Consider the following 13,933-nt stretch of genomic DNA (forward strand, 5'->3'; position numbering starts at 1 on the left):
CTTATGGTCCTACCCTGATAGTTATCTTGCAACCTTCTGGCACGCCGTTCAGCTGAGCTCCCAACTGGCCACGCGCGCTTCTATCATCACTTCTTGGTATATGGCGTACACTTGAACCGGCACCACCTTCTGCGAAAGTTGCAGGTGGATACTCATCCCTATCCATTTTTGGCATTGTTGGAACACCGCGCAGTGACGCGGCTCTTCTAGAATCAGTTCCAGGCCGATCTAGCGTCAGGATACTAGGGTGCTCTGCTGCCTGAGCATCAACAATGTGCTGAGCGGCTTGAGGTGAAGCACCTCTTGATATCAGAACGTTAAGACAGCATGGGCAGTCCTTGCAACTCTCTGTTTCTGCCTTTGCATCGGCGTTGTCTGCCGCTTTGTCAGCGATCCACCAGTCCGAAATGTGCTTATCAATGTTGGCGCCCGCCGCGCTTCCCCGAGTCCATCCGGTAGCCGCGCCGGCTGTTGCGCCCGCTATCCCGCCGACAGTAGCCCGTACCCTCCACCGATTGTGGCGCCGGCAGCAGCTCCCGGCAACGCCCCAGCACCTGCAAACACCGCGCCACCCGCACCGCCGATGGCAGCGCCGACTGCACCTTCGACAACTGCACCTCCCGCCGCACCGGCAACGCCCCCTCCAACGCCACCCAATATCGCGCCACCTCCACTGAACAGCGCCTCAAAAAAACCGCTCATTCCCGTGCCTCGGTTGCATCCAGTTGATTGCATCCGACATGAACTGCTTTACCTGCTGGTCAAGACTTCCGCCTTTGCGAGAGATGAAGTTGAGCGCTTCTTTAGATTGGAAAACGCGTCCATTCGTCTTGCACATCATAAACGCCCATCTGCAGTGAGCGCCTTCCGACACGAGCCCGAGTTGCTTGCCTGTCTCTTCACTGATGCGGATGTGCTCTTCCAACGCTTGCCGAGATGCGCCCTGGGTTTCTGCTGGGCAGGTCTCCTGAAGATAGGTTATCCGTCGCCGTCGCGATCCAGCCAGACCAGCTGCGGCGCAGTTCTTAACTGGTCAGATGTTCCGTTACCTCGGTCAAGGTAGAGCGGGCGGTGGACAAAGTCACCTTCGAACAACGCGTTCGGGAGGTCGTCGAATTGTGCGCCATCCAGCGCGGCAAAGACAGGCAGATCACTCTCCAGAATGATCGGCTTCAGAGCAGTGTAATCCGCCATCTCAACCTCTCACAAATGACGTGGAAGGTTTGGCCATCTTACGAAGGCACGACAAGCCTTCCAGGACGGTAGTGAACCGATTATCTGATTAGTATACCGGTATGCTCATAAACGAACGGTTAGCTGCGTTTGACAAGGTTGTTATCAATCCAAGTGCGCAATCTAGGTTTCGTTTCAGGCACCGCGTCTAAGAGGTGGCCAGAATGATCTCGGTCAGGTGAATATCCAAACTCTACGAGAAGCTTAAGCGCCTCAAGCGCGGTGTCTTCTTGAGAGTAGCTACCTTTCGGGATGCAATTAATAGCTTGATGAGCAATTGTTATCTTCGCACCTCCATAGCGAGCGACAGTAGCAAAAGTCGTCACTGACGCTCCCTTTTCTAACAGGATCCGAGCCTTCTCCAGTTCTCCGAACTTTATCTTGGTAGATAGCGCAGTGAAGCCTTCTTCCTCCGCTATATCTATGGCGTCTTTGCGGGAGAATTCGTCTGCGAGCCATCGAAAGACTTCGATGTCAAATGGCTTTTCCGGCTCCATGAGAACGGTCGAACGCGTATCGTCTTGCTCGGTAAGGTCTATTCCCTTGTCCCGAAGAAATGAAAAGGCCTCAATGGTCGATGCTGCACTGAACCAAAGAGGCATGCCATGAATCCGAACATCCCTTTGCACCTGCGACAAAAACCAATCATCATCAGAATGATCACCCTCCAGAAATTTATCTTCCCATCTTTCATGACGTTCCAAATTCATTGTCTCTATCTGCTGGACGTTGGGATGACGCTCATGCCTGGTGTCACTTATATCTCACAAGGAGGAGCCCGGGTTATTGGAAGCTAAACCAAGAAGCCTTCAACTACTTTACCGTCATGTGCCTCGGTGTCATCCAACTGGGCAGGAATTCCCGCGGAACCCCTATATGCCCAGATATTCAAGAGACTAGGCGTACTGACAAGACAATCGCCGATCGCAAGCCGCTTAGCATGCTGCTGGATGACACCAGAAAGAATCTCTCTTGATCTGCATCGGCCACTGCTTTTTCTCTCCCGAGCGTCACAAAGGACCATCGTGCTGAGCACGATAGTATTATTGCAAGGCATCCATAAGCAGCACCAATATCGCCGAACTGCATGGCTGGATACACAGGCGACAGGTCGCTCTGCAAGCAGGTAGGATTCAATCGGTGGATAGCGAAAGACAGCTCAGTGGCACGGTAACGGCTGTTATTCCAGTCTGCAATCCAGCCACTAATCGCTCTTTCTCTGCGTGCCTGCCAAGCACTTTCAGCGGCCATAAACGCGGCTTCGCTGAGGGCAGTGAAGACACTGTCAGCCTCTTGATATTCCTTGACCGGTTCCACTTCATGTCCCGCTCCGAGTAACCTCAACGATGAGATCACGTCGGTTTGTCTTGTAAATAGTATTATGCCAGCTGCTTCCCCTGGAATAAAACCGAATTGGTTTTGCTGGGTGAAAAGCCGCTTTTGATCATTAAGGCAATTGAGCCGCAGTCGGTCACTGTAGCTGTCTACTGCTGCGACCATAACAAGTTCGGAGCGCTCAGATGGTGCCTGGATCAAATAATCTGCAATGGCAGATCCGACACCGGCGTGGCCGGCTGCCCGCATAACCGTGCCCGAAATGTTGAGGCCGAGGCTGCTGGATATATTGTTTTGCAGCTCATCAATCAGATCACGACCAACAACTGCAAGTGAAGCCCTATCAAGCCCACTTGCATCATCTATTTCGGGCAGGATAAGGATCAACTTTGCACTTCGCCCACGCAGTTCAAACAAAGAGGCGTCACGAGCAATCCAGCGCGCTATCAGATCGGCGGTTGCCTCTCGCAACAACTCACGCAGACGCTGTGCGAATTCCCCGATACCGTCTTTTTCTCTGAAGGCGCAGAGCTGCGGCTGAAAATCGCTCCCAATGAACGTTTCATACCGAAAGAGAGCCGATTTCTCGTCTTCCAAAGCAGCTTCGGTCGCATCGAAACCTGCAGCGAAAGCTGTGGTGAGACCGTATTCGAGCAGCGTCAGCATGGGTGTCAACTGTCACTTTCATCACAGACGACGAGACGGCCATTATCACCACCGGACACGACGTTTAAAAATTCCACTACGCCATATTTTTGCTGCTGAAAATCACCGAAAAGCAGTTGGGTAACTTCGCCACGTTTGCGTTTGGATATCTCGGCCTCTTCATCACGAAGCCGTCGATCGAGTTTATCTATGGATGTAAAGACACCGCTATCAGTCAATCGGAGAAAATAGTCCTCTATTCTTTTAAGGTGCTTGGGCGGAAATGCTGCATCGGTTGGCGATGTGATGATCAACCTTTCCAATTCCATACCGTCAGGGTCTGCAAAATCATCATTCACTGCGCCCTGCAGAGATGCATGCTCAGGAACAATGATCGCCTCTTCAACGTAGTTGAGCACATCTTTCGTAGCCACCACGCGCTGATCCAGAGGAGTAAGTTCGGCTATGACCAAAGATGCAACATTTTCAAGGAATGTGGTGGGCTTTGGTAGTGCCTCTATACCGTCTCCGAGCAAGGCTTTTAGAGATTCATAGGTCTCGCGATTGGTGTGGTGGAGATTAATGATCAAACGCACACTGGCCACCAGTGCATTATAATGCACGCCGTCACATGAAAGATGGACCGTCATACGGTCATCGGGCTTCCACTCAAGGAATATTTTAGCAGCTTCACGGGTGGGGTAACAATCCCAACAGAAAAAGCCTAATTGGATGGCCTTTTGCAGTTCTGCAAAAGCCTCTTCAATGGTCTCTTGCCGCTCACTGCTCGGGAACATTCCAGCACGATAATACACCTCAATTTTGAGAGATCGGAGATAGAGCGGCAGGGAACCCGATTGAACCTCTATTACTTCGTGAATGGCGTTGGACATGAAGACCCTCAATATATGAAATCAATCGAAACGTGTGAGATACGCCTCGACCTTGTCGGCGTGGTCCGGTGTAAGGCCGCCGCCAAAACCGAAGGCTTTCATGCAACCTTCGGGAATGCGAACAGGCGCGAGATACCGGGCGACGGCTTTATAGGCGCTGATGTCTTCACCCTTATTGACATCGCCCCAAATCGGCTGTTCGCCAGCGGTTATGCATAAAACACTGTCGGATTTTTCTATCGTGACCCTAGGCGTTTTGAGGAGTTCAGCCGGTTCTGCAAGCCGATCCCAGAACTCTGAACCAATGAACGTGCGCCAGCCTATATCCGCGATACCCGGCTGCTCGCCAGGTTTCCAGCGGTAGGCTGATCCTTCTCGGCGGATTCCTTCGTCAATCATATGAGGCGAGGTCTCAATTGCGGCTTTATAGCGGGCGATTGCGCCACCGAGCATGAACTTCAAGCTACTTTTATAAGGAGGCAGGAAGAAACCCATCCCCATTACCCCGCAGATCACTGGCACGTTCAGGAGACGCTCTGTCACAAAATTTGCGAAATCTAACGTCGAGCTAGCATCTTCTGGGAGAGCGATCTCAAGAAAATTGAAATAGTTGCTTTGTTCAATGCCAAAGAACGGAAGTGCTGGTTCTTTGAAATTAGCGAGAGCGTAACCGTAGCGCCTGATGCCTTGGCCATATTGGGCGGTCTCGCGCTGAAAAAATGAACGTCCGTCCTCCAGGATCTTGGGGTTAGCCCAACGAATCTTACCTGTATATCCCGGGAAATTGTAGGAAGTGACATTGGCACTTGCACCAAAAAGCGCCTCGAACTTCGCATAGATCGAAGTCAGAATTTGTCGATCGCGCTCGCCATGCATGTCACCATCAACGACCGCGAAGATGCGAAAGGCAGGCACGGCAATCTGATCTCCATCATAGAGAATGAAATCAGGCATTGAGCACTCCAAATAAGTTTACTAGCTGGAAGGTACAACTAGCCCGCCCTTTTTATCGCATCGGCAGGTGTCGTTATCGATTTTTTGGGGGGATTTGCCCGAAGCACGGCGGTAGGCTTTTTCTTGCTCTTGCTTCCGTTGCCAATCATCCTGGTAACCTGTGTCAGGATCATCAAACTTATAGTCGTAGACATCAATTAGATCGCCGTCCTTGCCCTGTATGCCTACGTCAGGCACGACTTTGATGGCCTTGTCCATGACTGTTTGCGACTGCTGGATCATATCGTAGATTTCATAGCCGGTGTAGGCGAGGTCAGCGGCATCGACTATCGTAGATAGAACGTTGAGGCCGGGTACGAGTTTCATCCAGGCCTTACCGGCCATTTTGATACCCTTCTGGACAATTTTTCGCTTTACCAGTTTGTCGATTTGCCGTTTGATCGCAGCCTTCATTGCAGACTGATCGTAGATTTTTCTCGCCCCATCGAAAATTTTGTCAGCAGAACCAAAGAAGGTTTTTTCGGCATGCCCTACAGCGCCGGGAAATTTTCTTGCGATTGCTTTCGACAGGCTACTGTCTGACTTTCGAAGCGCGGCGGATGTCCTCTCTTTGGCTAAGGTAGACGGACGCTTGCAATTGCCGCCTTTTTTCTTGCACTCGTGCCATTCATCGCGAACCTGACAAAAAATCTTACAGAGTTCCTTCACCAACTCCTCGAGTTGGGCAGGGGGCTCGTAATGGCCGCCAGCACCGGAGATGCAGTTCTTGTTGTTCATGAACAGCTTATCCGACAGGCGGCAGATGTTCTGACCTTCTACATAGACGTTGGGAGAATAGGTGATCCAGGTGGACTCGTGCAGGTTTGTGCCTGACATCACGCCTTTGGAAGTGCCAGGTTCGTCCCCATAACCCGGTGTATGAGCCGAGCCTTTAATCGCGATCGAGTTGCCACCATCGGCAAAGACTGTGCGCGAACCACGGATGAGGTCACGCGAAAACGATATGATTGAATAGGGCACGGGCACCGGGCCGGAAGGGGTTAAGCAGACATCCGGCGTCGAGTTCTTTTCATAACCCCCTGTTCCCTTATGCGATATTGTCAAGCCATTGGCAGAAACCGTATTGGGCATCGTCAAACCTCCATGCCAATTCCGTTAAAGCAATCGGCATCTTCGGGCAGCACGCGAAAACCAGAGTGGCCGCGCAAGGCCAATTCACTGCGATCAACCAGTACGTCGTTCGCCGCGCTCAAAAGCGGCATCGCTCCGCAATAGGCGAGGGTTACAAACCCCGCATCCGGTAAGAGATGAATGGTCTGAAGATCCATAGGCGTTTCCTGCCATCGACCTTTGAAGCGCGTCATCAGTTCAAATTGCAGGGTTGGCAACTCGGTCGTAAAGGGCCCATGGGATGCAATATCGTCGGCCGGCATCATGTTCGTCAGGGTAATGATCGTACCCTTTGCTGGCGCTTGATCCAGTTGCTGATCCGCAGGCACGCTCTGCCAATACTCTTCCTGCAGGTCATCGGGCAGAAGCGGCGATTTCTTTCGCATCCAGTTTTGGTCGTAGGTTCCGGAATATTGCGCACGCTGCGGCCAGGATTTTGGGATTGAGGAAAATGCTATGGGTTCTGCCGTTTCATTCCATCTTGAAATCGGTTTTGCGCCGGTTGCATAAAGCCGCGGCAATGCCTTGCCTTTTGCGCCTGCTTCCGATGTGGCGTAACCTAGGCCTAAGGGATTGTTGGAAAACATCCGTGAGGGGCGGTCTGGTTCGCTCTCTTCATCCGCACCACCATAAGCATTGCTGAACCCCAGGAAGACTGGTGCGTCATCGTCCGCCGTCAGCTCCGCTTTTAATCTGTCAGACCATCTCATGGATGGATAAACGGACAAAGATTTGTACCAAGCTCCGATTGAGGCTGAAACCTCGAAGGGCTCATCTCTGAGAATTGAGGTCGGTCGATAGGCATGACCAGTCAACAGAACATCTGCTTTTATCTTGGGGAGGCCAATATCGATATCGGCTACCAAATCGCTACTGCCAACTTCGGCGCGAAAGAGAGGACTACGGAAAAGATCGATCTGTCTTCGTTCGAACAGACATGTTTGTTGATTACGCGTGCGAAACGTTGCCTTTGCCCACACCAGCCAATAGCTGCGGCCCTGTTTGTCGCGGTCAAAACCGGAAAAGGTGGCGAATGGCGTACGGTTTATAAGTGTCCACATGGCGCGTCTTCCGACGTTCAGTTGAGATCGACGACGGCGCCCCTCAGAGCCATACGCCCGTACGCTTCGATAGAAATGTCATCGCCCACAATCCGGACCCTCCCATCAGGATGAAGCCGCAGTTCGGAGCGGCCGCATTTGAGTGAAAGAGGTTCCTGAGCGATAGCGGGTGTGACGCTCTCAGTTGCCCGCGAAAACGCACGGGCAACAGCATCAAAGGAAACGTGACCGATCAGAACCATTGCGCCCGTAGTCAGTTTCATCCCGATCGCCAGACATCCAATGGAATCCTGCCCAAAAGAATGGCTCGTCATGACATGGGTCGGATCTACGCCAGCGATCGTTGGAACACCGTCAGGAGATACCGCGGTAATCAAATGAAGGCCGAGCTGCGGTGTGGTCGCCGTTGTAGCGAGCGGATTGGAATGACTCTCAAGCTGCGTAGCAATGTCTTGTTTCATGATCGGATCACTCCACTGGTTCAGCAAGGATAGTTATCGTTTAGCTCGTAAGATATGTTTCCAAATCGTACTGCTGAAGAAACGATGGAACGCGACTAAGTAGGCGATGAGCGCTGCGAACGGGAGGAAGGCCGGGTCGCCTTCGGGCTGGAAACCTGTATTGGTTTTGCCCCAAAAATTGCATCGATGAGGAAACCCAGCGCGACGAAGCAGTGATGAGATCAAGAGTGAGAGCAAGAATGATACGGCAGGTTGATATCTGTTTCTCGGCCATGGCAGTCATGAGTATCTCTCCAAATTCAGGCAATGCCCCTGACGCACTGTAGCAATGAGGATCGGCGCTCCTCGTTTCTCTACTTTGCATCTGAGTGTTAGTTCGCCTGAAGCCTATTAAGGATAGAACGCATCACCAAATCGTAGCCAGTCACGCCGCCGAGCCGGACGAAGAACGGGCCGGTTTCATCTACTTCCGGAGAATAGTGCGTCACCATCAACACAGAATATCGAAGGCCGTTCACAGCAAAAAGGCTGAGGCGGATTTGCGCCTGCCCACTTTCACCGGCTCGCTTGTCAACGACGTAGGCATAGGTTCTACCGATGGCCCCGTTTTCCAAACCGGCAAGATCGCCTTTCGTAGCGAGCATTGGATTGGCAAAGAGCTTCTCATTTTGATCTAGCCAGCCCCCAACCAGTTGGTCCGCGACTGAATCGACCGCATCCGCATTGGGAGGAGGCGCTCCGGCAGAGACCGCAATCATGATGACCGACATTGGATTGTCGTCAGCCCCCTGCTGCAGCTGCAGCGTTCCTGGCAAATCGCCTCGGAACTCGTTGGAGGTTATGGAAAACGCAGATGGATAGTCCAAGGGTAGTTTACCCTTACTTCCTAGCGAAAGATCCAGCCGTTTTATTTGACTCGACGCAAATCCTTCCTCCGGTCCTGCATCGAATTGCAGGGATTTCGCCAGAATAGTCGCCTGATCGGCGAATGCAGAGCCGTGTTCGGCATCGCCCTCCATGAAAAAGCAAACGACATTATCATGGCGAACCTGGCAAAGAGAGCGGGCTACCTTCTGCACCTTGCTGCCGTCTCGCGTTTCGCCTCGAGCGTCGGCAGAGGTGAGAGAGCCGTGGTCGTCATCATGAATGTCGTAACCATTTTCCATCAGCAATTGTTCGCTAGTAGACGGCGCCTCTGCAGCAAAGCCTGGCCTCAGAACCGAGATCGTAACCTCGAAGTGATCTCGATCATCCGGGACAAACACTTTTGCGAGTTCGGCGCGGCCAGGCGCCTGGATCGCATCGGCTTTTGCCAACTGCGTTGTCAGAGAATTCGCTTTTGCCAAGAACGAAACTTTGATGCCGCCACCTAAATCCAAGGGCAGCCTGACATAACCAAGCTGTTTTGCCTCTTGATCGTTCAAGCTTTTTGTCCTTTCATCTTGCTGTTGCTGTGGTCTTGCCTGTCCGGCATCCGCGTAGTCGTACAACGGGAGAACAACAACGAGCGCAAGCAGGCATCCCATTGCCAATCGACGCGGCGACATCACCATACAAGTCCAGCCTTTCCTTTGACAGATCCGCCGAGACCGGGAGCAAATTTGACACCCGCCTCGACCCCTGCTTTCCTATTTTTCTTGGAGATTCCTCCTGAAGCTTCCGCCTCAGCCGACAAACCAACCGTCCCTCCGACGGATCCGCCGAGCATTATTCCCCAATCCCAGCCGTCAATATTGTCAAGCTGCTGGCCATAACCGAACCAACTCGCCGCAGTATTTACGCCGCTGACCACAATACCATTCCAGACGCGTCTAGGTGTTATGCGGATCTCGCCGCCGACTTCGCCCTCCATTAGTACCGCTGACGCCCCGAGAGAGCCGGAGGCCGTAGCTTCTACTTCCTTGAACTTGATTTCGCCTTCTACCTTGGCTTTGGCCTCTGCTGATGCGATACGGCCTTCCGCCTTGCCCGCGAGCAAGCTCTTTCTATCGCCGAGATTGCCTTCTGCCTTAAGCATACCGATTTCGCCGCCAGCACTTGCCTCGCCCTTCGCCCCAGCCCTTGAAATAGACCCTTTTGCGGTGCCTTTCGTGTCGCCGTAGAACACGCGTAGATTCCCGGTGGCGGGACCGGTCTTGTCCTCTATCTTCTTGTATTCTCCACTTTTGTCCCAAGCGCTAAATTCCCCGTTGACGCCAATTTCGTCGATCTTGGGATACTTACTTTCGAACTTTTTGGCGCTTTGACTGAGAGATTCGGATGCAGCCTGTCGCATAGTTCGGCCGCTATCACCACCGAATTTCACCTTGGGTTGGTTAAGTTCGCTTTTTACTTCGGTTTCTGCCCCGAACTTCCAAGCGCTTTTCGCTTCTTCCTCATCCGGCTGTTGCGCCCCCGCAGCTTCGCTCTTGATCGTGAGGTTGGGCGGACGTTTTTCGCCCTCTTGAGCGGCCTGCTTCGCCTCGTTGCCAGAGGTGAGCAGCGACTGATCAGTCTGGCCCGGCTGGGATAGTTGAACCGTCATTTCGTCGGTCACTACAGGCTTGCCCAGAAGTTGACCGAGATTGCCCTGAGATGCGGCGGTAACTGGCGTCCACGGTGAAATGCCTTCGGTGCGGGTTAGGGACTGCGTCAGCCATAAACTGGACAGGCCACCATCACCGGCAGTGGATGCATCAATGTCTTTCCAATGCAGTCTCCGCAGCCATTCTTCCCGAAGCCAATCCCGTTGCTGGGCAGGTGGCAGCATCGGCACACGCCAAGTTGGCTCGCCGAGATCTGTGCCATTATTGACGGCCTTTTTCTGCTGTCCCTCGTCCATGATGATCAGTTCTCGTCTATGCGGTCGGCCTTGAAGCGAATCCGCTTGGCCTGGATGACCATATCACCCTCCTTCGACATCGATATCATAACGTTTTTGCCAACGCGGATGGTAAACTGCTCTCCGACATTGATGTTCTTAATGCGTCCTACGTCTTCATCCGAGCGACCTCGGACGATGACACTCATCTTTTTGCCCACGGTAGTTTGATGAAGGTTGCCAACCACTGTCGACTTAGCGACCCCCACGACTTCCGAGGAGCCTGCCAACACAATCTCGGATTTGCTTTTTTCGACAAATATTTGATAGTTTCCCTTGGCAAAATTAAAGGGGTCAGGAATGCGCATTTTTTCCATGAAATCGGAGAAATTGCCGAACACATTCAAGGTCCGCGATAGCAGATATTCCGTCAGCTTGTTTTGACCCACTGCAATGGAGACATTACCAGTCACCACCTGCTCGTAATCGCCGCCTACAAAGCCGGTCTTGTCGTTCGCGACATGTTGGTGGCGGTCACGCTCGACCCGCTCTCTTGTATCGTTGAGAACGTGTATGTCGTGATCCTTTTGGGCATGCAAAAAGAGCTGTTCCTTGCCTGCCTCATCCTCGAAGCTGATCTCGTTGAATCCTTGGCCCTTGTGGGTGTTGGAGCGAAGCACCATGCGCGTCTTGTTGGCCGGCAAATCATAGGGCACGGCATTTGTGGGGTTCGGCACGACACCGATGACGAGGGGGCGATCCGGATCGCCATCGACGAATGCAACCATCACCTCCATGCCGATGCGCGGGATGACCTGCGCACCCCAGGTGCCGCCGCCCCAGCTTTGCGCCACGCGCACCCAGCAGGTGTCGGAGCCGTCTTTCTTGGCCTTGCGGTCCCAGGGGAACCATAGCTTGATGCGGCCGTATTGATCCGGATGGATCTCTTCGCCTTCGGGACCTGCGACAATCGCTACCTGCGTGCCTTCGATCCGGGGACGTCTGGTCTCACGATGCGGGGTGAGGGGAACGCGGGCGGGCAGGGCCTCGAAGGTGTTCTCGTATTCCGGTGTGTCGGTGGAGGTCTCATAGGAGCGATCCACCACCTCATGGCGGATCGAGACGATCACATGCTCTTCATACTGATGATCGGGATGGGCAACCTCGTAAGGGGTGAACCTGCGGCCTGCTTCCAGAATACGGGAGGTGGAGCCACCATGCACACGCTCATGGTCTGCTTCCGTTGCCTGTACCCGCAGTTTTTGCGCACGCTCCGCCTCTGCGACCGAAGAGATGCGGGATGGATATTCGTAAAGCTCGCGTTTGATCGCATCCGGCATCTGGATAAGCGAAGGCGTCTCGGCCCTTGGCACCATGGAGGGTGTCTCAAAATTCCAGTCACCGCCGGTGCGCTTGCCGGATACGTAGGAGAAGTGACGCTGCCATTCGTTGATATGGTTGCGATCCGAGGAGCCTTGCGCCAGCCGCACCTTGCCTTCGTCTTGTGCTGACGGGGAGGGGGAGAGCCAGCCGGACGCGCTATCGGCCACATGCAGCTTGTGGCGACCGTCTTCATGGCTGAACCAGTAGAAGAGGCCGTCCTCTTCCAGCCGCCGTGTCAGATAGGAGAGATCATCTTCGTTGAACTGCACGCTATAGTGCTGCGGTGGCACGGGTGAGATGACGCCGGACGTATCGGGGGCTGGAATGCCATGCTCGGAAAACAGCGTCTCCAGCACCTCCAGCGATGTCTTGTCCATCCAGATGCGGCAGTCGGAGCGGCGTGACAACAACCACATCTGCGGGCGCAACACCATGGAATAGGCGCGAAGCCCGCGGGTGATTGGCGGGCCTTCGTTCAAGGACGTCACCAGACCGTTGAATGGGCGGCGAATGGCAGAGCCTTCCTCGCCATCTCCTTGAGTAATCTCCAGCGATACGTCGACCAGCTTGCCGATCAGTTCTTCAGGCTTCACCTGCGGCTTCTTGGAACGGGCGGAGAGCTTGATCTCGAACAGACGATTGACGCCTTCCTCGATCACCACCCGCTCGGGCAAGAGCTGATCCTCACCCAGCGGCGAGACAATCGTCAATACACGGCTTGCCTGGATGAAGTCTGCGGATGAAGGCTGGTCGTTCATGCAATGACCTCGCAAATCATGGTCAGTTATCGATCAGTTCTCGAATGGCATGCGTCTTCAAAACACGGCATAGATGTAACAAATGATCAGGAAATCAAGCAAAAAATGTGACAGTGAAACGGAAAAGTGCGCATATGACCGACTGCCATATCGTCCACGGCTGCTTCAGACATTGACTTCCCGGCATGGGGTCACAGGATGAGAAGCTCGATAACCGGTACAGGCAGAAGGGCTTAAATAACAGGGATAGGCATGCAATCAACCGGGACTGAAGACCACAGCGATCCGGACAAGACAAGCGATAGCGATGATCAATATGGACTGAAACGGGAGGCGGCCAATGAGCGCCGTGGTGCTGGCTGGTGGGTGAGCTTGCGCCGACGCGGGCGACGCATCTCCAGGTTGTTCAAGGATTCGGTCTATGGCTCGGCAGAGGCCGCCAAAGCGCAAGCGGTTGCCTATCGCAACGCCGTCATTGAAGCCTTACCACCTCTCACCAATCACGAACAGGCCGTGCGTTTGCGCTCCACCAACCAAAGCGGCATCTCCGGGGTTCGCTTCGTCGACACGGATGAAGGGGGTGCATGGCAGGCAACGCTTTTGACCCGTGAGGGTCAGAAGAAAGAAAACTTTCCCGTGTCGAAGTTCGGCGAGCAGGCGGCAAAATCGATGGCCATCTCCAGGCGCCGTCAATGGCTGGAAGCGCTTCCCGTTCGTCATCTGGCCTATGCTCAACATGCCGAAGAGGTGGCGCGTCAGCATTTTGGCGATCAGCTGCTTCCTGCGCGTGACGTGCTGCCGGAGCTTCATCTGTCGGCCGAGGATGTGGATGCCCGGATCGCCGCCATTGAGGCACGCATCGATGCCGCCAAGCCAAAACGTTTACGGGTGAGGGTCAAGGATTATGGCGGCAGCCGGCTGGCGCTTGCGGTTTCCAATGCCGCCAAGCCTGCCAAACGGCGCTTGATCTATGCCCCGCTGACGAAAGGTGATGTTGCCAGGGCTCGTCACTTACTTCGCCAGCGCACGAAAGCTGTGATTACCGAGTTTTATGATGAAGCCGCTGCAGCCTGGTTCATGGATGCGCATGGCAATGCGCTCTTTGACCCGCAGCAGTTCGAGCTCAGCCAAGGCTTCAATATCCTGGTTCTGCTGCCACCGGACATGCAGGCGCAGACGGAAACACTCGGATAGGTGAGACATTGCCGTTCAGCCGGACATTCATTCCAGCAACGCCAAT

The 13,933-nt window shown here is 53.8% G+C and carries 14 protein-coding genes; 1 reads left to right on the forward strand and 13 read right to left on the reverse strand.

All coding sequences use genetic code 11. The features are described from left to right. Position 1 precedes the first annotated feature (1 nt). The 13 genes from AC0JZ1_RS20160 to tssI form a co-directional block, all read right to left on the reverse strand. A complete protein-coding gene (locus AC0JZ1_RS20160; RefSeq protein ID WP_471884232.1) occupies positions 2–175 on the reverse strand; it encodes a NucA/NucB deoxyribonuclease domain-containing protein in 174 nt (57 codons plus the stop codon). A gap of 305 nt (positions 176–480) precedes the next feature. Beyond that, entirely contained in the window at positions 481–702 is a 222-nt protein-coding gene (locus AC0JZ1_RS20165; RefSeq protein WP_471884233.1) for a hypothetical protein, read from the reverse strand. A 276-nt stretch (positions 703–978) separates the two neighbouring features. Further along, positions 979–1,194, reverse strand: a complete 216-nt coding sequence (locus AC0JZ1_RS20170; protein WP_471884234.1) for a hypothetical protein — start codon at positions 1,192–1,194, stop codon at positions 979–981. A gap of 119 nt (positions 1,195–1,313) precedes the next feature. After that, positions 1,314–1,943, reverse strand: a complete 630-nt coding sequence (locus AC0JZ1_RS20175) for a hypothetical protein (RefSeq protein WP_471884235.1) — start codon at positions 1,941–1,943, stop codon at positions 1,314–1,316. 178 nt (positions 1,944–2,121) lie between these two features. After that, positions 2,122–3,234 (reverse strand): hypothetical protein, encoded by a 1,113-nt coding sequence (locus AC0JZ1_RS20180; RefSeq protein ID WP_471884236.1) that lies wholly within the window; start codon positions 3,232–3,234, stop codon positions 2,122–2,124. 5 nt (positions 3,235–3,239) lie between these two features. Then, on the reverse strand, positions 3,240–4,106 hold the full coding sequence (locus tag AC0JZ1_RS20185) for a hypothetical protein (RefSeq protein WP_471884237.1): 867 nt from the start codon (positions 4,104–4,106) through the stop codon (positions 3,240–3,242). 21 nt (positions 4,107–4,127) lie between these two features. Next, positions 4,128–5,060, reverse strand: a complete 933-nt coding sequence (locus AC0JZ1_RS20190) for a hypothetical protein (RefSeq protein WP_471884238.1) — start codon at positions 5,058–5,060, stop codon at positions 4,128–4,130. A gap of 21 nt (positions 5,061–5,081) precedes the next feature. Further along, a complete protein-coding gene (locus AC0JZ1_RS20195) occupies positions 5,082–6,191 on the reverse strand; it encodes a DUF4150 domain-containing protein (protein ID WP_471884239.1) in 1,110 nt (369 codons plus the stop codon). A 2-nt stretch (positions 6,192–6,193) separates the two neighbouring features. After that, positions 6,194–7,291: a DUF2169 family type VI secretion system accessory protein gene (locus AC0JZ1_RS20200; protein WP_471884240.1), complete on the reverse strand. Its 1,098-nt coding sequence runs from the start codon at positions 7,289–7,291 to the stop codon at positions 6,194–6,196. Between the two features lie 17 nt (positions 7,292–7,308). After that, the gene (locus tag AC0JZ1_RS20205) at positions 7,309–7,752 is read right to left on the reverse strand and encodes a hypothetical protein (RefSeq protein WP_471884241.1); all 444 of its coding nucleotides are present in this window, start codon (positions 7,750–7,752) and stop codon (positions 7,309–7,311) included. 371 nt (positions 7,753–8,123) lie between these two features. Then, positions 8,124–9,176 carry a hypothetical protein gene (locus tag AC0JZ1_RS20210; protein ID WP_471884242.1) on the reverse strand — a complete coding sequence of 351 codons (1,053 nt, stop codon included), beginning with the start codon at positions 9,174–9,176 and terminating at the stop codon, positions 8,124–8,126. Between the two features lie 122 nt (positions 9,177–9,298). Next, a complete protein-coding gene (locus tag AC0JZ1_RS20215; protein WP_471884243.1) occupies positions 9,299–10,573 on the reverse strand; it encodes a hypothetical protein in 1,275 nt (424 codons plus the stop codon). 5 nt (positions 10,574–10,578) lie between these two features. After that, the gene (gene tssI / locus AC0JZ1_RS20220) at positions 10,579–12,693 is read right to left on the reverse strand and encodes a type VI secretion system tip protein TssI/VgrG (RefSeq protein WP_471884244.1); all 2,115 of its coding nucleotides are present in this window, start codon (positions 12,691–12,693) and stop codon (positions 10,579–10,581) included. Positions 12,694–12,945: 252 nt separating this feature from the next. On the opposite strand from tssI, the gene AC0JZ1_RS20225 reads away from it, so the two are divergent. Continuing rightward, positions 12,946–13,887: a hypothetical protein gene (locus AC0JZ1_RS20225; RefSeq protein WP_471884245.1), complete on the forward strand. Its 942-nt coding sequence runs from the start codon at positions 12,946–12,948 to the stop codon at positions 13,885–13,887. Positions 13,888–13,933: the final 46 nt, after the last annotated feature.

Source organism: Affinirhizobium capsici (genome assembly GCF_977018625.1).

Coding starts and splice junctions, on each gene's coding strand:
- AC0JZ1_RS20215 (WP_471884243.1), bottom strand. CDS start 10,573: ATGGACGAGGGACAGCAGAAAAAGGCCGTCAATAATGGCACAGATCTC.
- AC0JZ1_RS20160 (WP_471884232.1), bottom strand. CDS start 175: ATGCCAAAAATGGATAGGGATGAGTATCCACCTGCAACTTTCGCAGAA.
- AC0JZ1_RS20185 (WP_471884237.1), bottom strand. CDS start 4,106: ATGTCCAACGCCATTCACGAAGTAATAGAGGTTCAATCGGGTTCCCTG.
- AC0JZ1_RS20190 (WP_471884238.1), bottom strand. CDS start 5,060: ATGCCTGATTTCATTCTCTATGATGGAGATCAGATTGCCGTGCCTGCC.
- AC0JZ1_RS20200 (WP_471884240.1), bottom strand. CDS start 7,291: ATGTGGACACTTATAAACCGTACGCCATTCGCCACCTTTTCCGGTTTT.
- tssI (WP_471884244.1), bottom strand. CDS start 12,693: ATGAACGACCAGCCTTCATCCGCAGACTTCATCCAGGCAAGCCGTGTA.
- AC0JZ1_RS20225 (WP_471884245.1), top strand. CDS start 12,946: ATGCAATCAACCGGGACTGAAGACCACAGCGATCCGGACAAGACAAGC.
- AC0JZ1_RS20195 (WP_471884239.1), bottom strand. CDS start 6,191: ATGCCCAATACGGTTTCTGCCAATGGCTTGACAATATCGCATAAGGGA.
- AC0JZ1_RS20205 (WP_471884241.1), bottom strand. CDS start 7,752: ATGAAACAAGACATTGCTACGCAGCTTGAGAGTCATTCCAATCCGCTC.
- AC0JZ1_RS20170 (WP_471884234.1), bottom strand. CDS start 1,194: ATGGCGGATTACACTGCTCTGAAGCCGATCATTCTGGAGAGTGATCTG.
- AC0JZ1_RS20180 (WP_471884236.1), bottom strand. CDS start 3,234: ATGCTGACGCTGCTCGAATACGGTCTCACCACAGCTTTCGCTGCAGGT.
- AC0JZ1_RS20165 (WP_471884233.1), bottom strand. CDS start 702: ATGAGCGGTTTTTTTGAGGCGCTGTTCAGTGGAGGTGGCGCGATATTG.
- AC0JZ1_RS20175 (WP_471884235.1), bottom strand. CDS start 1,943: ATGAATTTGGAACGTCATGAAAGATGGGAAGATAAATTTCTGGAGGGT.